The sequence below is a fragment of the Mesobacillus jeotgali genome (genome assembly GCF_002874535.1).
Lineage (GTDB): Bacteria > Bacillota > Bacilli > Bacillales > Cytobacillaceae > Mesobacillus > Mesobacillus jeotgali.
The window spans coordinates 3,403,996-3,425,568 of record NZ_CP025025.1; the positions used below are offsets into that span (position 1 = coordinate 3,403,996).

The window sequence follows — 21,573 nt, forward strand, 5'->3', positions numbered from 1 at the left end:
CTCATCATTCAAGGAGGAAGGAACCATGATCGTCGAGGAAATTATGAAAAAGGATGTCACAACACTATTTCCTGAAAATACAATTGCGGATGCAATCAAGCTAATGGCGGATAAGAAGATTCGCCATATCCCAATAGTGAATAAGGACAACAGTGTGATCGGACTGGTATCCGACAGGGACATCAAGGATGCCGCCCCTTCTGTGTTTCATTGGGATGAGCATAAGGGTGAACTCGAGAATCCGGTCAAATCGATTATGACGACTAATGTGATCACTGGGCACCCTCTAGATTTTGTCGAGGAAATTTCGGCCATTTTTTATGAACATAATATCAGCTGCCTTCCAATCACCAAGGATAAAAAGCTGGTAGGCATAGTCACTGAGACAGATCTTCTGCATACACTCGTTGAGCTTACTGGCGCACATCAGCCAGGCTCGCAAATTGAAGTTAAGGTGCCAAATAAAGCAGGAATGCTTTGTGAAATTGCATCTGTTATCAGTATGAGGAAAGCCAATATCCAGAGCGTACTTGTATACCCTGACCAAAAGGATGAACGTTTTAAAATCCTCGTCGTAAGAATCCAGACGATGAATCCAATCGCTGTGATCGAGGACTTGAAAAAGGCCGGACATCATGTACTCTGGCCGAACCTTCCGGGAGTTTCATCATGAGCGACCGCTCTGTATTCGTCTTTTCCGAAGAGCTGCTGAATTACCGATTCAGCAGCCATCATCCTTTCAACCAGATGAGGTTGAAACTTACGCTGGATTTGCTCCGTAAAATTGGTGCAATTGATGAGGAACATATTGTTGCGCCTCGGATGGCATCGGATGAGGAACTTCACCTCGTTCATGACCCCAATTTTGTAAACGCTGTTAAGCTTGCTGGCCAGGGAAAGCTTAAGGGTGAATCCGCGGAAGGATATGGACTGGGAACGGAAGACACACCGATTTTTGCAAATATGCATGAAGCGAGTGCTTTGCTTGTTGGGGGCACCTTGACAGCAGTCGATTATGTCATGAACGGTAAGGCAAACCACGCACTGAATCTCGGTGGCGGTCTGCATCATGGCTTCAGGGGAAAAGCGTCGGGCTTCTGCATTTATAATGATAGTTCAGTAGCGATCAAATACCTGCAGGAAAAATACAATGCCCGCGTACTATATGTCGATACCGATGCCCACCACGGAGATGGCGTACAATGGTCATTTTACGATGATCCCAATGTATGTACTCTATCAATCCATGAAACAGGACGCTATCTTTTCCCGGGTACTGGCAATGTGAATGAGCGCGGCCAGGGCAAGGGCTATGGATATTCTTTCAATATCCCTGTCGATGCATTTACAGAGGATGAATCATGGCTCGATGCCTATAAGAGTGCCCTGACAGAAGTTGCCGAGTTCTTTAAACCAGATGTGATTCTTACGCAAAATGGAGCAGATGCTCATTATCTTGACCCATTGACGCATTTATCGTCTACGATGAAAATTTATCGTGAAATCCCAAAGCTGGCACATGAAGTTGCCCATAAATATTGCGGCGGCAAATGGATAGCTGTTGGCGGCGGAGGCTACGATATTTGGCGCGTTGTGCCAAGAGCGTGGTCCCTGATCTGGCTTGAAATGATTGAAAACTCAAACTGTTATGGCAGCTTGCCGCAGGAGTGGATAGATGAATGGAAGGATCAAGCACCGGTAGAATTGCCACAGGAGTGGGACGATCCTAAAGATTTATATCCGCCCATCCCGCGCAAACCGGAAATCACTGAAAAGAATGCCCAGACAGTGGAGAAAGCCTTGTATCCAATCAGGTCCAATAAAAAATCAGAAACTGTATAAATTTAATGTTCGGTAACCGGGAGAATATGTTGATGTCCCGGTTTTTTTTGTTTGTTTAGTAGAGGTTCTTTTCGTAAACTTTCCTGATTTTTGTCTGAAGTGACACCAGGTTCGGACAAAGTTATGACTTCGCCTCCTGATTTTGTCTGAAGTGACAACCACTTCGGACAAAATTATGACTTCTCCTCCTGATTTTGTCTGAAGTGACAACCACTTCGGACAAAGTTACAAGACTCCCCCCTGATTTTGTCCGAAGTAACATCAAGTTCGGACAAAGTTACGACTTCTCCTCCTGATTTTGTCTGAAGTGACACCAGGTTCGGACAAAATTATGACTTCTCCTCCTGATTTTGTCTGAAGTGACAACCACTTCGGACAAAGTTACAAGACTCCCCCCTGATTTTGTCCGAAGTAACATCAAGTTCGGACAAAGTTACGACTTCTCCTCCTGGTTTTGTCTGAAGTGTCACCAGGTTCGGACAAAGTTACAACTTCTCCTCCTGGTTTTGTCCGAAGTGACATCAGGTTCGGACAAAGTTACGAGACTACACCCTGATTTTGTCTGAAGTGACAACGACTTCGGACAAAGTTACAACTTCTCCTTCTGATTTTGTCTGAAGTGACACCGACTTCGGACAAAGTTACAACTTCTCCTTCTGATTTTGTCTGAAGTGACACCAGGTCGGGCAAAGATTCGGCTACCCTTAATAACGATCGATGCCCCAAATAAATAAAAAACCCCTCGCAGCTGCAAGGGGCTTCTCAATTATTTCGTAGATTTTCTGTTCTCAATTCTGTGCGGCAGGACAACGATATTCTCATCCACGTTTTCTTTGTTCATATATTTCGTCAATAAGCGCATTGCAACTGCACCGATATCGTATAAAGGCTGGACAATTGTAGTAAGCTGCGGACGTACCATAAGAGTGAGTCTTGTGTTGTCCGAAGCGATTACTTCAAAATCTTCGGGTACGCTGTATCCGCGGTCAAATGCACCATGGATTACGCCAAGTGCCATTTCATCCGATCCTACCAGGATTGCTGTTGGCTTCGTATCAAGCTCAAGGATTCTTTCAATAGCCTCGAGACCTGAATCATACGTATAATCCCCTTCAACAACAAGCTCTTCGTTATATTCGATTCCGGCATCTTTTAATGCGCGCTTATAACCTTCAAGCTTTTTATCCTTGTTGATTGGCTCCAGTTGTGGTCCAATAATGAATGCGATTTGCTTGTGTCCTTTTTCTACAAAAGTAGAAACAGCATCGAATGTAGCCTGTTCATAATCAATATTGACTGATGGTATTTCTCCTGTTTCCTCAATTGAACCAGCAAGGACGATTGGTACTGGTGACTTCTTGAATTCCTCAACATGCTCGGCTTTAATATTGCCGCCCATGAAAACAATTCCGTCTACTTGTTTGCCAAGCATTGTATTTAACAAATGGAGTTCTTTTTCAATATTTTGGTCTGAGTTGCTCAAGATAATATTGTATTTATACATCGTAGCGATATCTTCAATTCCTCTTGCCAGCTCAGCAAAGAACGGGCTCGCAATATCAGGGATGATGACGCCGACAGTCGTCGTCTTCTTGCTTGCCAATCCCCTGGCAACAGCATTTGGGCGGTAACCCAGACGGTCAATGACCTCCATGACTTTCTTCCTTGTAGCTGGCTTTACATTCGGGTTTCCGTTAACAACACGTGAAACCGTTGCCATTGAAACGTTTGCTTCCCGTGCAACATCATATATTGTAATATTCATCTATTTCACTCCTTCAGGTAATAAACGGCGCTTTTCAGTTAGTGTACAGCAAAAATTGCCATAATAATCATATTTTAAGTTTGTGATTATATGTACAAGCATAATTATGTTATTAATCATACGACATCCTTATCAATCCCGCAATCTGAACAGCTTAAATTAATGTATTTTTATCACTATTTCTGTTAAAATCACTTCTTTTTAAGCTACCCTAAAATATACCATAAAAAAACCTTCCTATTAGAAAGGAAGGTTCCAAGAACTTTATACTCTCACAAACGGAGTATTTTTTAATCCTTCTAAAAACTCATCGAACTGATTAAGATCCATCTGCTGTGCATTGTCGGATAAAGCTACTGCAGGATCTGGATGAACCTCTGCCATGACTCCATCTGCCCCAATTGCAAGTGCCGCTTTGGCGGCTGGCAGCAACAGGTCTCTCCTGCCTGTAGAGTGTGTGACATCTACCATAACTGGAAGATGTGTTTCCTTTTTCAAAATTGGCACTGCAGAGATATCAAGTGTATTCCGTGTAGCCCTTTCGTATGTCCGGATCCCGCGTTCACACAGAATGATCTGGCCATTGCCCTGTGCCATGATATATTCAGCTGCATTGATGAACTCTTCGATAGTGGCGGCAAGTCCACGCTTAAGTAAAATTGGTTTATTCACGGCCCCTGCAGCTTTAAGGAGTTCGAAGTTTTGCATATTACGGGCGCCGATTTGGATCACATCAAGGTAGTCGACAGCGACTTCGATATCAGCAGGTGTGACAATTTCACTAATGACAGCAAGGTCGTATTCATCTGCGACTCTTTTTAAAATCTTAAGTCCTTCTATCCCCAGACCCTGGAAGTCATAAGGTGAAGTCCGCGGCTTGAAAGCTCCACCGCGCAGCAGCTTGAAGCCCTTCGCTTTAACTGCTTCAGCCACAGTCGCCACTTGTTCATATGATTCAACTGAACATGGCCCGAAAACAAAGTCCGGTGTACCATCGCCGATTTTTAAGCCCTTAATATCAATGATTGTATCCTCAGGCTTCTTCTTCCTGGAAACGAGAAGAGCTTTGCGGTGGTCATCTGATTGAAGTTCCAGGCCCGCCTTGAAAACTTCCTTGAAAATATGTTCTATTGTTGAATTCTCAAAAGGACCGTTATTTTTTTCCTTGATCAAATCAAGCATTTCTCTCTCGCGCACAGGGTCATAACGGTAGACACCCTGGGTTTCTTTTGCACGGCCAATTTCCTGGACGAGCAGGGCTCTTTCATTAATCAATGATAAAAGCTCTAAATTCAATTCATCCACACGATTTCTAAGCTGGTCAAGATTTTTACTCATTTTCTGTCCCGTCCTTTCGGAATTCATTTTAGTCATAACCCTAAGACTTTTCAAACAAAGAGACACCCATTACTTTAACTGCAGGCTGTAAATTCGTATAATCTGATCTTTTTTATAGCACCAGGACTTCTGTTGGTGCAATTTTTATAAAATCAGCTTTCTGCGGCTCCGATCCTAAAGCAATGTCACTTCAAAGCCGATAATAGAATAGAAGCCAGATGTAATAAAATGCAGCTAATGTGCTATGAATCAAGCTGTAAATATGATAAAGGTAATTATATCTGAAAAAATATTGATTGTCACGAAAAAATTCTTTAATAATTAAACGCTTTTAAGTGATAAAGCATCGTATGAGATCTTAAGTTAGAGGGTGCATGAATTGCATGTGAATAATAAACTATTTGCGTTAGATATAGGAACCAGATCTGTTGTGGGAATCATCCTGGAAGAATCTGATGGACATTATGAAGCCGTCGACATCATTGTCCGTGAACACAAGGAAAGATCGATGCTGGATGGCCAAATCCATGATGTTTTGTCAGTATCCGAAATCATCACCGAAATTAGAGAGGCACTGGAAGTTACCCATGGGCCCTTAACCAAGGTCTGTGTTGCTGCAGCTGGACGTGCTCTGAAAACTGAACAATCAAAAGCTGTAGTCGATATCTCCGGCAAGCCGATGTTTTCAAAGCAGGACATCCTCCACCTTGAATTAAGTGCAGTCCAGTTGGCACAAGCTGCCGTTGCTGGTGAAAAAAACAATGAACATCACTATTATTGTGTCGGATACTCTGTACTTTATTACCAGCTTGATGGAGAAGAAATCGGAAGTCTGATTGACCAGCGAGGAAATGAAGCATCTGTGGAAATCATAGCGACCTTCCTGCCAAAAGTTGTCGTAGAATCACTGCTATCTGCTTTAGACCGTGCTGGTCTTGAAATGGACGCTCTTACTCTTGAACCGATAGCTGCAATCAATGTGTTGATTCCTGCGTCTATGAGAAGATTGAATGTCGCCCTTGTTGATATAGGCGCAGGGACATCCGATATCGCTCTCACTGACTCAGGGACAGTCATTGCCTATGGAATGGTCCCGGTAGCGGGGGATGAAATTACTGAGGCGGTAAGCGATGAGTTTTTACTGGACTTTCCTCTTGCTGAAAAAGCAAAGCGGGATCTGCTGGAAAATCAATCAATCTCAATCACAGACATACTGGGCTTTGAAACAGTGGTCAGCAAGGATGAAGCTGTTGAACGTATCGCCCCTGCAATTGACCGTTTGGCAGAAACAATCGGAGAGGAAATCCTGAGGTTGAACGGCCATAAGCCCCCTAAAGCAGTGATGCTCGTTGGAGGTGGAAGCCTTACACCTGATCTGCCCAGGAGGCTTGCCGCCAAGTTGAACCTGCCTGAAAACAGGGTCGCCATCCGCGGACTTGATGCAATCAACTCGGTATCATTTGCTGACCAAATAACCAAAGGCCCCGAACTTGTGACGCCTATCGGAATTGCCATAGCAGCGAAGCAATCTCCTGTCCAATATCATACAGTTCATGTGAACGGTCAGCCGGTTAGGCTGTTCGAGGTCAACAAATTGACCGTTGGCGACTGTCTGCTGGCTGCCGGCATTAAAATGAACAAGCTTTACGGCAGGCCGGGGCTCGCCATGATTGTCAGCATGAATGGTAAAAACGTCACCATACCAGGTAAACATGGCCAGCACCCTGTATTGCTGAAAAACGGTTTTCCTTGTTCATTCGATGATCAGGTAGATGGAGGAGATGAACTAATTGTCCAAAAGGGAGAGGATGGAGTCAGACCTGAGCTAACACTTGGTGACTTGATCGGTGAACTTCCTTCCAAGACCGTCGTTATCAATGATAAAAGGTACGAAGTTAGCGCAGGTTTGACCTGCAATAGCCTTCCTGCTTCGATGTCCCAACCTGTTGCGGATAGAGACGAGATCGTTTTTGACATGGCCGAAACTATCGATGACGTCCTGAAGGAGCTTAAACTAGCAGAATTACTCAATGATACTCGCCCATTTTTTATAAAGATTGACGGTGTTGAACACAAAATTAGAGAGTTCACAGGAAAAATTTATGTAAATGGCTTAGCATCAAAATTGCAAAATAAAATTGACCATCTTGATGACATCCGTTTTGAAAGAGGAACGGTACCTACACTTAGATGCCTGGTAGAAATACTGGGGATACCTGTTACTGAATCAATGCCGATCTTCTTCAACGGCCAGCAAATCCAACTGGAACAAGAAGTGATTGAATTCACGCGTGGGGGCATTAAGCTTAGGTTGGAAGAACGCATACATAGCGGCGACCAACTATATTCAAAACAAAAGGATGTCGAGCCTTTTATTTTTCAGGACTTATTCAACTTTGCACAGATTGAAATTCCAAAGGACAGCCGCGGGTTCACGCTGTTGAAAAACGGTGAAAAAGCAGCGTTTGACGACCGTCTTGCACCCGGTGATGAGCTTAATATTATCTTTGAAAGTCCAATAGGCCAAAAGTAAAAAAACATCCCATGGATGTTTTTTTTACTTTACATTTTCTTCTTTAGCTCCAGCCAATGATTTTTCGGTGATTTTAAAATGCGAAGCATGCCATACAACGTCTGAATTCACAAATAAAATTGCCTGAGGCGATTCATGTTTAACATGGAACTTCTCAGCAATATGATTGGATAGATCGCGTGAATCCTGGACTGTTAGATAATATAGATTAGCATTGCCAGCGTTTTCGAACTTCGCGAATTCATCATATCCTGCAGCGCTGATTGGGCAGGTCGTGCTGTGCTTCAGCATGAAGAATGTTTCACCAGAATCGACAAGTTGGTCAAATTGTTCGATTGAATCAATCTTTTTCATCCTACTCTCTCCTTTTATAAGCCTATTACCGGTTAAAGTGTTGTTTTCCCTACTAAATTCCGGATTCAACACAGGCTTTTTTTATAAAAAAATAAACGGTGAAGTTATCTTACCACTTCACCGTTTCATTGACAAACTTACTGATTTAGCTTGTTTTCAGTTTCATCGAAAGCTTTTTGTGTTTCTTCAAGCTTCCTTTGTATTTCTTCTCCAGTAGCTGTATGGGCGTTTTCCATTGTGCTTGTCTCTGCCATGGAAGTTGGTACTTCTTGAAGAGGATCTTCATCGGAAGTTGATGTAGAAGTTCCATTCTGGTTTTTCATATCCTTCACTTTGTTAACCAGTGTAGAAGATTGCTGTGACACCGTCTCTTTCACACCGCTAGCCTTCTCCTTCGCTACAGAAGCAAGGTCCACTCCCTTGGTCCTAAGTGAAGAGGTTTGCTCATTGAGTGATTCCCTCAACTCTTTTCCTGACTTAGGAGCAAGCAATAGTGCCGCAAGTGCCCCGGCTAGTCCGCCAACAATAGCTCCAGCCACAAAATCCCTGGAATTATTGTTAGTCTCTCTCAGCGATTCGTTTACATCATATTGGCTTTGTTCTCTGTTCATCATTCTATCTCCACCTTTCATTAATACCGAACACGTTCACGCTGCCTTACTATCATCTCTTCGCCTTCCAGCTGATGGTCAATCTTGGCTGTTTTTTTTGACTGCCACTTATCCTTCAACTCAAGGAATACGTTGCTCCATTGAACAACCTGAGAAATCTTGTCCTTATTTTTGTCAATCTGAAGGTCTACCATTGTTTGGACATTATGAATAGATTGATTGAATCTCTGAACAGAATTTCCTACATCCCTCACAGCATTAACGACACCGTTCAAGCTCTCAGATTTTCTGGAAATATCGTCGGCCAAATTGTTGGTTTTGTGCAGAAGCTCCGTTGTTTCACGAGTCACTCCATCCAACTGCTTCTCCAGGCCATCAAGTGTGCCTGATACACTGTCTAAAGTTGTTTGTAAGGATTTTAGAGTTTTGGATAACGAAACTACCAAAACCAAAAATGCGATTGCTATTACCGCAACACTTAAATACAAAATAATTTCCACTGTTGAACACCTCCGTTAGCATATGTACATTTTACCCCGCAGATAGCGACGTAAACCACCTTGTCTAATATGTATTTCAATATAAGCATACCCTTTTCCTTCCTGAATAAGAATATCTTTCTATAAATTAAAATTCCAGCAGAAAGTTTCGTCATTCGGCTTCGGTCATAGTAACTGCATCTAATTTTCGCGGAATTTAGTCTCTCCAAGTTCCTGCAACGAAATGAGCACAAACTCTGGCGTTTCGGTTACAATATGATTATGTGCATTATTTTAATACATAGGAGTGATATCGGTGAAAGACCCTCGTATTCAAAAACTGGCAAAAAACCTTATCAATTACTCAATCAAGCTTAAAAAAGGAGAAAAGGTCCTGATTGAAAATTTCGGCCTCCAACGTGAGCTTGTTACAGCTTTAGTAAAAGAAGCATACGAAGCAGGTGGATATCCATTCGTATCATTGAAGGACCATCAGGTGGACCGTTCATTGCTTATGGGTGCTCAGCAGGAGCAATTTGACATGATTGCTGAATTTGAAGCAAACGTGATGAGTAAAATGGATGCTTACATCGGCCTTCGTTCTGGAGATAACATCAATGAACACGCTGATGTTCCGGCGGATAAAATGAAGATACACGGCAATACGGTTGGCAAGAAGGTACATAGGGACATCCGTGTTCCAAAAACAAAATGGGTTGTCCTGCGTTACCCGAACTCAGCAATGGCACAGCTTGCGAAGATGAGTACTGAAGCCTTCGAAGATTTCTACTTCGACGTCTGCAACCTTGACTACGGAAAAATGGACAAGGCAATGGACAGCCTGGCAAATCTGATGAATCGTACAGATAAGGTTAGGATTACCGGACCGGGAACTGACCTAAGCTTCTCAATCAAAGATATCCCGGCTGTAAAATGTGCTGGTGAGCTGAATATTCCTGATGGCGAAGTCTACACTGCTCCTGTTCGTGATTCAGTCAATGGCGTCATTAACTACAATACTCCGTCCCCATACCAGGGATTCACTTTTGAAAATGTGAAGCTGACTTTCAAGGATGGAAAAATCGTTGAAGCTTCTGCAAATGATTCTGAGCGCATCAACAAGATTTTCGATACAGATGAAGGAGCTCGTTTTGTCGGAGAATTCGCAATTGGCGTCAACCCATATATCCTGCACCCAATGCAAGACATCCTGTTTGATGAAAAAATCGATGGAAGCTTCCATTTCACACCTGGACAGTGCTATGACGATGCATTCAATGGGAACCATTCAAATATTCACTGGGATATGGTAAACATCCAGCGCCCTGAATACGGTGGCGGCGAGATTTATTTTGATGACGTACTAATTCGCAAAGATGGACGTTTTGTCATTCCAGAACTTGAAGGCTTGAACCCAGAGAATCTTAAATAAGAAAGAGCTTGAAGACATACAAAAGGATGCGGACCAATTGGCCGCATCCTTTTCATTTAGACTTGTAACTGATTTTCATATGCTGCCTGGAACTTCTGGATATCACCTGCACCCATGAACAGGATGACACCATTTCCATGTTCTTTCAGACGTGATGTATCTTCTTCAGTGATGATTTCTGCGTCATCGATTTTATCTTTTAGATCGGTAATCGATAATTTCCCATGAATCTCACGGGCTGAACCAAAGATTTCACACAGATAAACCTTGTCTGCTTTATTCAAGCTTTCTGCAAACTCGTTCAGGAATGCCTGAGTCCTGGTGAATGTGTGCGGCTGGAAGACCGCAACGATTTCACGATCAGGATACTTCTGCTTAGCAGCTTCGATTGTTACTTTGATTTCTGTAGGATGGTGAGCGTAGTCGTCAATGATCACCTGATCTGCAACCTTCTTTTCAGAAAATCTCCTTTTCACGCCTTCGAACGTTTCAAGCTGAGCCTGAATCACTTTTGATTCAATGTTTTCGTAATGGCACAAAGCAATCACAGCGAGCGAGTTCAGGACATTATGGTCTCCATAAGCCGGAATCGAGAAGGTGTCATAGAAATTATTCCTTACAAAAACATCGAATGTAGTGCCTTCAGTTGACTTGACGATATTGCGAGCCTGGAAGTCATTTTCTTCGCCAAAACCATAAAATACAACTGGCACCTTAGCCTGGATTTTTTGCAGCTGCTCATCGTCACCGCATGCAAAGATACCCTTTTTAACTTGCCATGACATCTCCTGGAAAGCAGAGAAAACATCTTCTATATTGGCAAAGTAATCCGGGTGGTCAAAGTCAATATTCGTCATGATTGCGTAATCAGGGAAATACGAAAGAAAATGGCGGCGATACTCACATGCTTCGAATACAAAATATTGAGCATCTTTGTCACCTTTTCCAGTGCCGTCGCCAATCAAGAATGAAGTAGGCTTGGCGCCCCTCATCACATGCGCAAGCAATCCAGTAGTCGAAGTTTTCCCATGCGCACCTGTAATCGCAACACTTGTAAAGTTTTGCATGAAATCACCAAGGAATCGGTGATATCTAACGATTGGAAGACCAAGCTTCATTGCCTCCTGAATCTCCTCATGAGTATCGGGATAGGCATTGCCAGCAATAACTGTCATCCCAGGCTGTATATTTTCCTTATCAAACGGAAGGATCTTTATTCCAGATTTCTCAAGGGCCACCTGGGTAAAAAAGTGCTTATCATAATCGGAGCCCTGTACCTGATAGTCCATATCATGGAGAACTTGAGCTAACGCACTCATTCCAGACCCCTTTATACCTACAAAATGGTAAATAGTCATATAAAGAACCTCCAACAACGTCTGTATGTAACACAGTATATGACAGATATCCTGAATTGCTCATTTCGCCAGTTCCCGTTACAAAACAGTGCAAAAAACAATACGGATAGTATCTGTCTCTCATGTATTGAATCATTATAACATCATTACGGTAAATAACACAGTTTCATTAATGCTGTTTCCATATGGTGCAGCTATTTTTAATAACCTTCACTTAAAGCAAGTGGTTATGACCGCAATGATGAATAAAAGTACATATTCCCTTTATTAGTTGCTTTCAAACTTGTTAAAATTCTACTTTTTCAAGACGGGGATTCGGCCTGTACTTTCTGCCTGACTTCGCCTGATGTTTCCCGTTCAACATGACATTGTCACCAGTAAAACCAATTTTCAATTTTAAAAGGCTGCCGCCTACACCATACATGTCGACTGGTACATTTTGCTTTTCAAACTCCAGTATCCTTTTTTCACTAAAGCCGCCGCTCACGACAATTTTCACATGGTCAAAGCATTCGTCATCAAGCGCTTTTCTCAGGGCGAAAATTAATTCAGCATTCACTCCGCGAGGATCGAATGTTCCAAGCAAGTGCTGATTGCGCAGGAAATACTGGTCAATTAGTGTACGGGAAGTATCAACCCTAACGCCCTTCAGCTTTTCCCCAAATTCCCTTGCGACTTTCAATGAGTCAGTGATCGCATCATTATTATAATCAACAAGAGCGATCAAATCATCATTTGGGAAGGTTTCGTGGTAAGCCCGGGTTGCTGCGACGATATCACCGTTGAACATTTGGATCAATGCATGCGGCATCGTCCCCATCCCATGCTTGCCCCACCACTCATTCATTGCATGGGTGGCCTGGGCAGTAGCGCCTCCTATATAGGCAGCATAACCATCCCCAGCCTGTGTCGTATAATGGTCGTCACGGTCCCCCATGAAAATGACCGGCTTTTGCTGGCCTGAATAGCTTGCTGCCTTTACGACATTATAAACATTCGTTGAGACAGAAGTTCTTCTTGCCAGGATGCCGTCAATGATTCCCTCAAGGTAACCAAAACTCTGGTATGGTCCTTTTATGGTCAGGACGGTTTCAAATGGAGAGATTTTATCTCCATCCTTAAGTGAATGAATCTCTAGCTCCTCAGGACGGTCAGCAAATGTTTTTACCAGGGCAATCACTTCATCAGTGCCGCACAAAACAGCTTCGTCCTTCTGGAAAAACTGCATCGTGATTATATTGTCTTCATGATATTTCTTTACAAGCTCACGAGTTTTCAGAAAATACACAGCTGAAAACCAGCCATCACGAATCCTTTCATCAAATTTAAATGTATGATTGGTCAGACGGCTGATTTTCCCCTGCATTTTCAATTCGATTTCTTTCATCCAAAAAGCTCCTTCAATAACAACCCAACATCTATAGTCATTTATCCTTATTATAAGTACATGCTAATAAAGAATACCATTTATTAATTGAATGTACTAGTTTCCTGAAGGGCCTCAAGATCCGCAGCAGTAATCAGGACATCCCGTGGCTTGCTGCCCTTTCCCTCAGAAATGAATCCTTGTTGCTCCATCATCTCAATCAGTCTGGCCGCCCGGTTATAGCCGATTTTAAAACGGCGCTGGACGCTTGAAGTTGAAGCTCCGCCCTGGTCAATGACAAATTCACATGCTTCGTAGAAAAGCTCATCTTCGTCTTCCGTCACCTGGGCCTTCTTGAGCAGTTCATCCTGTTCAAACAAATATTGTGGATCTCTTTGCTCTCTGACAAATGCCACAATGTCATCAATCTCATTGTCGGTAACGAAATTTCCCTGAAGACGGAATGGCTTTGAAGATCCATTTTCCAAGAACAGCATATCCCCGCGGCCAAGAAGCTTTTCCGCCCCACTGATATCAATGATTGTCCTTGAATCCACCTGAGAGGAAACAGAGAAGGCAATCCTTGTAGGAACATTCGCTTTAATCAGGCCTGTAATCACATCAACGGATGGACGCTGTGTCGCGATGATCAAATGGATTCCGCAAGCCCGTGCCTTTTGGGCAATCCGGCAAATAGCCTCTTCCACATCGCCTGGAGCCATCATCATCAGATCTGCCAGCTCATCGATCACAATTACGATATATGGGAGCTTATCAGAAAACCTGCGATGCTTCTCGGCAAGTTCATTAAACCTGCCTATATCACGAACACCTGTATGTGCAAACAATTCATAACGCCGCTCCATTTCCTCAACTGCCCATTTCAGCGAGGCTGTCGCTGCTTTTACATCAGTGATGACCGGGCTGACTAGGTGAGGAATTCGGTTATAAGGTGCCAATTCAACCATTTTAGGATCAATCAAAAGCAGCTTCACCTCATCGGGGTGAGCTTTATAAAGCAAGCTGACAAGCATCGTATTGATGCAAACACTCTTTCCAGATCCAGTTGCACCGGCAATCAATCCGTGCGGCATCTTTTTCAGGTCAGTGACGATTGGATTTCCGGCAATATCAAGTCCGAGGGCCACCGATAACGGAGATTCAAGATCCATAAAACCGGCAGACTGTAAAATTTCACTTAATAATACCGGCCTGCTCGAATGGTTCGGCACTTCAATCCCGATTGTGTGCTTTCCTGGTATTGGAGCTTCAATTCGAATATCCTTCGCAGCAAGACTTAGTTTGATATCATCTGACAGATTCGTAATCTTATTGACTTTAACGCCTGGTTCCGGCTGTACCTCAAAACGCGTAACCGATGGACCCTGTGTCACATTGACCACTCTGGCGCCAACATTAAAATTCCTTAACGTCTCATTGAGCATATGCTCCTGCTCTGAAAGCCATTCAGGATCAGGGGCCTTGAAAACAGGCGGGCTCAAAAGATCCAGTGGCGGGAAGTCGTATACTGCTGCTGGATGGACTTCTGGCTGTACTGCCGCTTCTCGATCATTCGATTGGATTTCTTCCCGTTCGAAATGACGGTTCATTTGCGCAGAAGACGTATTCGCCACAGCCGGTTCGACTTGCGTTTGCACTTCGCTTATTGATGATACCGTCACCGGACTAACTTCAACTGATAAAGTTTTCTCCTGGTTTTCAGTACCCGACGCACTTTCTCCTACTATAAAGGTTTCCTGCTGGGCAGCTGGTTGTTGTTCCTGCTGAACTTGCAGAACATCTGATGAAGTGCCGCCTGCCGACAACTCGTTTTCCATCATTTGATTTTTCTTGTCACTATCATCTGAAGAAGGTGCATCAACATCAGGGTGTGTTTGGCGTTCACTTGTCTTTCTTCCTTCAGTCATAAAAGAAGGATATTTAGATGTGTTACGCTCCTCCCACTTCCTCTTGTCCTGCTTAAGCATGAGAACATTGAATGGAAGCTGCCTTTTTGGTTCTGCAGGCTTATCCTCTATTTTCGGTTCAGGGTCAGGACTGTGTTCTGGCTCTGATTCCTCATTAAGATCTTCCGTTTCCGTGGTTTGTTCCAATGTAATATCAACAGGCTGAACGTTTAGCTCATCCTCTCTTTTTTGATAACCGTTTACTTCGGCCTCTTCCAGGCTATTTTGAATTTCGAGTACTTCGACCTCTTCCGGGCTATTCTGGATTTCGAGTACTTCGACCTCTTCCGGGCTATTCTGGATTTCGAGTACTTCGACCTCTTCCGGTTCATTTTGCATACCGAATGCTTCTATCTCTTCTTGGTCATGTTGATAATCGGTCAATACTGTCTTTTCGGCGACCTTCTCAAGCTCGACTTCAGTTATCGTATCAATTGGGGAGTCCACCCTACTATACTCTGATCCAGGCTCGTTATTGAGAATTATATCGAGCGCCTCTGTTTCCAACTCTGATTGTTCTACTTGTTCATCGACTTCAGTGACCTCGAGGTCCAGTGTTTCAGCAAGATCATCTTCTATGTATATATCTTGCGTCACTGCTTCATCATGAACTTCTGTTGAAACAGGAACTTCCTTTAAATCCATAGCTTGCGACATGATACTTATCTCATTATGCTTTATTTGTTCAACAGTACTGCTCTGATTCTTTTCGAAACCAGCCAGCTCATATTCAACATCCTCCAGGTCCGTTTGGCTCTTACTTTTCCTAGGCGGTCTGTTAAATGCATAAATAGGGGACGGAATTTCGGTTGGTTTAAAAGGCTGTCGAAATTTCGGTCCGCTGCCTTTCCGTGTTTCATACTGGAATTTCGGTGCAGATTCCACAGTTTTTTTAGGCTTGTATGGTTCAATTGGTTCTCTCGCAGTATCACGTCTGACTTTGTTTCGGACATCTGCGGCTGGCTCACGGCGTTGATTGTGGAAGGAATCACTTTCAGCTTGTCGTTCATTCTTAACCCTCAGTGAACCTTGCTCTTTTATGAACGGCTTAATCTCACCATCCTGGCTGATCCTCTCAGGACGCCCTTTTCTCGGCTTGGATTTTTCAGGAGCTGCCTCCTCATCCGGGATCAATGGAAAACGGAACTGACCTTTTGGATATTGGTATAATACCTTTGCTTCTATATCCCTTTTTTCATTCTGCTCTTTTTTTAATGGCTTTGAAACAGGTTGTTCTTGTTCAATATCATTAATGTCATCATCATTTTGGAACACTGTAAAAATCTTTTTAATCCAACTCAATATAAATCACTCTTTCTTTCGCATTTCATTATTATTTTAACAGTAAATCAATATTTTTCGAGATAAAATGAAAGAATGAGCATTTTTTACGAGAATAAATCTTCAATAACAATCAACTTTAGGCTCAGTTATTTACAAAACATGACATCATATGTACATAAAGGAAAGTGCAAGCGCCTTGGTCAGACCCGATAAGCGCTGGAGGGCCGACCGGTGAAGTCGTTCTTTGACTTCATTGGGCGGACTGAAACCGAAAAGTATAGCCGACTGCCCAGAAACGCAGAAACTGGAGACTCCGACAAAGAAGCGCTTTTTGCTTCTGCCGGCGGAGTCGAAGTTTCGGAGTTTCTAGGAGGCGACACTAGCCAAATCGAAAAGCGGAGGCGACTGCCCAACTCCGACAAGCGCTGGAGGACCTGACATTGAAGTCGTTCTTTGACTTCATTGGCAGGACCGAAATCTAAAAGTATAGCCGACTGTCCAGAAACGCAGAAACTGGAGACTCCGACAAAGAAGCGCTTTTTGCTTCTGCCGGCGGAGTTGAAGTTTCGGAGTTTCTAGGAGGCGACACTAGACAAGCGTCTCAAGGAGTTAGGAGCCGCAGCTAGACAAGCGACTCGAGCTGCTCAAAGCTAACGCTTATCGCAAGATACTCGAGGAAGCACTCTCAGGGATGAAAACTGGCTAGGCGCTGGAACTAGACAATGGAAAAAAGCCCGCTAATCCCGGGCTTTCACTTCTTTCATTACTATTCCTTTTTTGTTTTACCTAAAATAAAGATTGGCTCCAATTCCCCATCTTCATATAGGAAGCTTAGGGCAGTAATTGGCACTCTTCCACTCGCAAAAAAGCTCATCGTCATCTGCGCCAATATATCATAACCTGTGTTATTTTCCACATCGGCGATGATCAAAACATCTTGATGGGGAACGGCTACAGTCATGGTTCCCTTCATCTTTTTCTTCATTTCATTCAAAAAACTTGTATTCAAAATCCTGCTGGCATCATAGCCGTCATTTGAATTTAGGAAATAAAAGGTGTTATCAGCCACACGGTCCTCTTTTAATTTTACGGACAGTGAACGGACATTGAACAAAGCCGTCTCGCGGACCTGTCCCGCTGACCATCCTTCTTTTTTCAAAAGCTTCGAATCAATCAGCCTGTATGTATTGCCTAAATCCAAAGCGTAATAAATCCTTGTTTCCGCGGTATGATCATCAAAAAGGAATGGAACACCTTCCTCGGCCTCAGATGGAAATGACGTTGAACGGATGACAGGAAATATATTTTTTTCCTTTCCTGACAGCTCGACCTGGCTCTCCATCGCATTCAGACCTTCTGATACATAATAGACAACCTCATCAATCGCTTTTTCCTTATGATCCTGCCACTTGGCGACAATCCCAGCCAGGGCAATGGTGATACCTCGACCAGTATTATTATTTTCAATTCTCAACTGATCCTTTTCCCGGTCATAGGAAAAAGTCCGGTCAGGATGTTGAAGACGATTCTCAAGCTCTTTCCGCATTTTTCTGCTATCCATTGTCTTATCCTCCATTTCTTCAGGAGTTTCTGCAACTCATTTTACATGAAATTTCCCTCCACCTCAAAAGATGGAGGGAAATGATTAATTTAGGCAAGACCTTCAATGAAGTTTTCGATTTCAGATTGTGTCTTTCTATTCTTGCTGACAAAACGGCCAAGCTCCGTTCCGTTTTCAAAAGCGACAAAGCTAGGAATGCCATATACATCAAGTTGGATGCAAAGATCGATGAAATCATCACGATCCACAGAAACGAATTCGTATTCGCTGTATTTGCTTTCAATTTCAGGTAATACCGGCTCGATTACACGGCAGTCAGGGCACCAGCCAGCAGTAAATAAAAATATATGTTTGCCATCGTTTTTCAACGCTTCGAACTGATCCATTGATTCCAAGTTTTTCATAAGAAAACCTCCCGGGAAAATCTCATTGTACTTCACTTATTTTACCCATGCATTGAAAAAAAAGAAACTAATCTGATTTAAGGGACAGCAAATACGCCCAAACCGGTTGAGAAGCGCCAGACCTGTTTTATTTCCGGAATGTTAGGAATTAAAGAATGCTTATCTCACATTCCATGTGAAAAAAATAACCCCATGCAGAAGACTTTTTTCAAAAAGTGTCTACTGCACAGGGAAGGCATTATTTTATTTTTACAGAATTGGCAATATCCATCATCGCTTCTGCATCATCTCTTACGTCTTCGGTTTCTGTCGTCAGCTTGACACCGCCAATTCCGACAATCAACTGATAGCGATTTTCTTTCAGCTGTTTGACAAGCATATAGCCAAATTTGCCGTCTTTAGTGAATGTCTCATTTGCGTCCCATTCCTTCTGCTGTTTCACAGTAGAATCATAGACGACTTTACTGTCTTCTTTTTCATGTTGATTATAAAAAAGAATAAAAGTCTTCGATCCATCCTTCAGCAGAACATTATTGGGTGTTTCTTCTTCTACTTTGAAACTTGATGGCAAGTAATACTCTATGTCTTTAGTACTATTGTTTGTTTTTTCAGGCTGGCTTTCAAAAGTTGTCGCTACTTGCTCTTTTATTTCAGCCTTATGTTCTGAAAATGAGGCAGAGCACGCGCTCAGGAGTAATACCCCAACGATAACAAGCCCAAATGCCCTTCTGAACTTTATCATACTTTTTTCCCCCTAGCTAAGGACTTAACCACTTCTTTTCTATCATACCCTTCTTGTTTAACAGGTGACAAGGCTTGTCGAGCATTTTTTGTTGGAATTTATAATATTTTTCAGAAATTTGTCGATAAATCTATTTTTAAGGACTCCGCAGAAGAATTCTGGTTACCAAAAACGCTTGATAGCTCGGAATTACCTGTTTTTACTTTCGCTTTTATAGGCGGCACTTCATTGGTGACCCATTTTTTTAATTTTCTAGATTTTTCGAACTCCAATCGGCTTCACAGATAACTATTTTTCTGGAAAAAGAGGAAACAAAAAAAACAGCCCTCAGACTGTTTTTTTACCTTGCCCTCTTTGATATTCATATTGTCCGGCGAGTAGTTTCATGACATGTGTGAACATTTCGCTTCTGTTGATTTGTCCATTCGTGAAGATTCCAACTGCTCCTTCATTTTTGCGTACGTTTTGTTTTTTTGCATATTCGTCCATTACTGGGCCCAATTCTGCACCCTTTAATAATTGCCGGGCAATTTCTTCGGGTAGTGGAATCCTTGCACCCCCGGCAATGATTGGCTCCATCCCTTTAACTGCAAGGGCTCCCCAATTACAGAGCATCAGTCCGTATGGAGTTTGCTGGACGCCACCCTCGAGGCCAATGCCAATGTCAGCTCCGGCTCTTTCAGCTGACTGTATGGCCCTGTTGACTGCGCCTTTGATGGTTTCTTCATCAGACATAGGCTGGTCACTAATACCTGATTCAGCATCTACAGATACGATTTCATATGGATAATCCCTGAATGCGTCCTTTACTGCGTTAATTTTCGCTGGATTCTTTGAACCAACTGCAACTCGCATAATTCGTGCCACCTTTCATCCCATGAAAAAGGAGCAGTTTTACCTGCCCCCTCATTTCTCTTTTTATTAACTATTATTCTTGATTGTTTCCACAGTTGTCTTATCAGCTGCTTTTACAAGCTTCACCAGTAGTTCCTTGGCTGCTGCATAATCATCGACATGGATCATTGATGCAGCAGTATGGATGTAGCGTGAACAGATGCCGATCACGGCGCTTGGAACACCTTGATTGGAAGTGTGTACTCTTCCTGCATCCGTGCCACCCTGGGAGACGAAGTACTGGTAAGGAATATCATGCGTTTCCGCCATATCTAGAATGAACTCTCTCATGCCTCGGTGCGTAACCATTGAGCGGTCAAGGATTCTCAACAGCGTGCCCTTGCCTAGCTGGCCAAATTCGTTCTTGTCACCTGACATATCATTAGCAGGACTTGCATCCAATGCGAAGAAGATGTCCGGGTCGATCATATTCGCTGCAGTCTGCGCGCCTCTTAAGCCGACCTCTTCCTGGACTGTAGCACCTGAGTACAGCATGTTTGGCAGCTCAATGTCCTTCGTTTCTTTTAAAAGCTCGATTGCCAGGCCGCAGCCATAGCGGTTATCCCATGCTTTAGCAAGAATCTTCTTCTCATTTGCCATTGGAGTGAATGGACAGATCGGTACGATTTGCTGTCCTGGTTTGATGCCGATCTTGATGGCATCTTCTTTATCATCTGCACCGATATCGATCAGCATATTCTTGATTTCCATCGGCTTATTGCGTTTTGACTCATCCAGCAGATGCGGCGGGATCGAACCAATTACACCTGTTACCGGTCCATTATTCGTGATGATCTGGACGCGCTGTGCCAAAAGCACCTGGCTCCACCAGCCACCAAGTGTTTGGAATCTGATCATCCCGTTTTTTGTAATGGAAGTAACCATGAAACCAACTTCATCCATATGGCCAGCAACCATGATTTTCGGGCCGTTCGGGTCACCTTTTTTAACGCCGAACACACTGCCTAATTTATCCTGGATCAGTTCATCAGAATACTGTTCCAGTTGCTCGCGCATAAATTTCCGTACTGCGTGCTCGTTTCCCGGTGCTCCAGACAATTCTGTCAACGTTTTAAACAGGCTTAATGTTTGCTCGTTCATTTAATTTCTCCTTCTCACCAAAAATTTAGATTTACTAAAGATTATGTATTTATAGATTCCATTTTACAGAACATTCATTATCCTTGCCAGTCTTAATCCTGTCATACGCATTTTTTGCGGCCATTATTTCTTTGCTCCACCTGTGTGATTTGTTATGATGAAGGTAACTTGAAATTCCATATATAACCTTGGAGGTCCTTGACTATGAACTGGAAAGCCTTTTTCATTGGCGTTGGCGCCGGCCTGGCAGGTGCGTATGCTGTAAAGGAACTTGCTTCACAAAAAGAAACCGTGTCAGCTGATAAAGTACTGAATCATGCGAAGGCAGCCTTTAAAAAATCAGGGCCAATCAGCGGCTCATGGATTAATATGACTGCCGAGCCTTATTCAATAGCCCCCCTTGATTACCAGGTATATAAAGGCGGCATCTCCCGCAATAACGACGGCAAGGTGGAACAATATGAATTCATCGCTGACGCTTCCACTGGAGCAATACTCGATGCTTATCCGTTAGATTAATATTGGATAGAATCTAGACCTGC

Annotated in this window: 19 protein-coding genes; 6 read left to right on the forward strand and 13 right to left on the reverse strand. The window is 43.1% G+C overall.

Going from position 1 to position 21,573, the window contains the following annotated elements; translation table 11 throughout:
* Positions 1-25 precede the first annotated feature (25 nt).
* Together CD004_RS17255 and CD004_RS17260 are read left to right on the forward strand one after the other, a co-directional pair.
* Entirely contained in the window at positions 26-673 is a 648-nt protein-coding gene (locus CD004_RS17255; RefSeq protein ID WP_102263889.1) for an acetoin utilization AcuB family protein, read from the forward strand.
* Positions 670-1,842 (forward strand): acetoin utilization protein AcuC, encoded by a 1,173-nt coding sequence (locus tag CD004_RS17260; RefSeq protein WP_102263890.1) that lies wholly within the window; start codon positions 670-672, stop codon positions 1,840-1,842. The genes CD004_RS17255 and CD004_RS17260 overlap by 4 nt, the downstream gene beginning before the upstream one ends.
* Before the next feature lie 766 nt (positions 1,843-2,608).
* Here CD004_RS17260 and ccpA read toward each other — a convergent pair.
* Positions 2,609-3,607 (reverse strand): catabolite control protein A, encoded by a 999-nt coding sequence (ccpA, locus tag CD004_RS17265; protein ID WP_102263891.1) that lies wholly within the window; start codon positions 3,605-3,607, stop codon positions 2,609-2,611.
* Positions 3,608-3,871: 264 nt separating this feature from the next.
* Positions 3,872-4,945, reverse strand: a complete 1,074-nt coding sequence (locus CD004_RS17270; protein WP_102265149.1) for a bifunctional 3-deoxy-7-phosphoheptulonate synthase/chorismate mutase — start codon at positions 4,943-4,945, stop codon at positions 3,872-3,874.
* Positions 4,946-5,324: 379 nt separating this feature from the next.
* Between CD004_RS17270 and CD004_RS17275 the strand changes: the two genes are divergently transcribed.
* Complete coding sequence (locus CD004_RS17275; RefSeq protein WP_407657626.1) at positions 5,325-7,478, forward strand: pilus assembly protein PilM; 2,154 nt, start codon at positions 5,325-5,327, stop codon at positions 7,476-7,478.
* A 24-nt stretch (positions 7,479-7,502) separates the two neighbouring features.
* Here CD004_RS17275 and ytxJ read toward each other — a convergent pair whose 3' ends face one another.
* From ytxJ to CD004_RS17290, 3 genes are all read right to left on the reverse strand, one after another.
* Positions 7,503-7,832, reverse strand: a complete 330-nt coding sequence (gene ytxJ / locus CD004_RS17280) for a bacillithiol system redox-active protein YtxJ (RefSeq protein ID WP_102263892.1) — start codon at positions 7,830-7,832, stop codon at positions 7,503-7,505.
* A 137-nt stretch (positions 7,833-7,969) separates the two neighbouring features.
* Positions 7,970-8,446 carry a YtxH domain-containing protein gene (locus tag CD004_RS17285; protein ID WP_102263893.1) on the reverse strand — a complete coding sequence of 159 codons (477 nt, stop codon included), beginning with the start codon at positions 8,444-8,446 and terminating at the stop codon, positions 7,970-7,972.
* A gap of 17 nt (positions 8,447-8,463) precedes the next feature.
* Positions 8,464-8,943: a DUF948 domain-containing protein gene (locus tag CD004_RS17290; protein ID WP_102263894.1), complete on the reverse strand. Its 480-nt coding sequence runs from the start codon at positions 8,941-8,943 to the stop codon at positions 8,464-8,466.
* A gap of 295 nt (positions 8,944-9,238) precedes the next feature.
* Between CD004_RS17290 and CD004_RS17295 the strand changes: the two genes are divergently transcribed.
* A complete protein-coding gene (locus CD004_RS17295) occupies positions 9,239-10,354 on the forward strand; it encodes an aminopeptidase (RefSeq protein WP_102263895.1) in 1,116 nt (371 codons plus the stop codon).
* A gap of 56 nt (positions 10,355-10,410) precedes the next feature.
* Here the strand turns inward: CD004_RS17295 and murC are convergent, their stop codons facing one another.
* The 3 genes from murC to CD004_RS17310 all read right to left on the reverse strand — a co-directional run bounded on the left by murC (position 10,411) and on the right by CD004_RS17310 (position 16,347).
* Entirely contained in the window at positions 10,411-11,712 is a 1,302-nt protein-coding gene (murC, locus tag CD004_RS17300) for a UDP-N-acetylmuramate--L-alanine ligase (RefSeq protein ID WP_102263896.1), read from the reverse strand.
* A gap of 286 nt (positions 11,713-11,998) precedes the next feature.
* Entirely contained in the window at positions 11,999-13,099 is a 1,101-nt protein-coding gene (locus CD004_RS17305) for a nicotinate phosphoribosyltransferase (protein WP_102263897.1), read from the reverse strand.
* An 83-nt stretch (positions 13,100-13,182) separates the two neighbouring features.
* Positions 13,183-16,347 carry a DNA translocase FtsK gene (locus CD004_RS17310; protein ID WP_102263898.1) on the reverse strand — a complete coding sequence of 1,055 codons (3,165 nt, stop codon included), beginning with the start codon at positions 16,345-16,347 and terminating at the stop codon, positions 13,183-13,185.
* A 213-nt stretch (positions 16,348-16,560) separates the two neighbouring features.
* On the opposite strand from CD004_RS17310, the gene CD004_RS17315 reads away from it, so the two are divergent.
* Positions 16,561-16,767: a hypothetical protein gene (locus CD004_RS17315; protein ID WP_102263899.1), complete on the forward strand. Its 207-nt coding sequence runs from the start codon at positions 16,561-16,563 to the stop codon at positions 16,765-16,767.
* Positions 16,768-17,095: 328 nt separating this feature from the next.
* Here the strand turns inward: CD004_RS17315 and CD004_RS17320 are convergent, their stop codons facing one another.
* From CD004_RS17320 to CD004_RS17340, 5 genes are all read right to left on the reverse strand, one after another.
* Complete coding sequence (locus CD004_RS17320; RefSeq protein ID WP_102263900.1) at positions 17,096-17,890, reverse strand: DUF1444 domain-containing protein; 795 nt, start codon at positions 17,888-17,890, stop codon at positions 17,096-17,098.
* 89 nt (positions 17,891-17,979) lie between these two features.
* Complete coding sequence (locus CD004_RS17325; RefSeq protein ID WP_102263901.1) at positions 17,980-18,294, reverse strand: thioredoxin family protein; 315 nt, start codon at positions 18,292-18,294, stop codon at positions 17,980-17,982.
* Positions 18,295-18,532: 238 nt separating this feature from the next.
* Positions 18,533-19,036, reverse strand: a complete 504-nt coding sequence (locus tag CD004_RS17330) for a hypothetical protein (RefSeq protein WP_102263902.1) — start codon at positions 19,034-19,036, stop codon at positions 18,533-18,535.
* Between the two features lie 327 nt (positions 19,037-19,363).
* Complete coding sequence (locus tag CD004_RS17335) at positions 19,364-19,891, reverse strand: DUF84 family protein (RefSeq protein WP_102263903.1); 528 nt, start codon at positions 19,889-19,891, stop codon at positions 19,364-19,366.
* A 66-nt stretch (positions 19,892-19,957) separates the two neighbouring features.
* A complete protein-coding gene (locus CD004_RS17340) occupies positions 19,958-21,031 on the reverse strand; it encodes a M42 family metallopeptidase (protein WP_102263904.1) in 1,074 nt (357 codons plus the stop codon).
* 204 nt (positions 21,032-21,235) lie between these two features.
* Here CD004_RS17340 and CD004_RS17345 point away from each other — a divergent pair, with 204 nt between their 5' ends.
* Positions 21,236-21,550, forward strand: coding sequence for a PepSY domain-containing protein (locus CD004_RS17345; protein WP_041964689.1), 315 nt, complete (start codon positions 21,236-21,238; stop codon positions 21,548-21,550).
* The last annotated feature ends 23 nt before the right edge of the window (positions 21,551-21,573 follow it).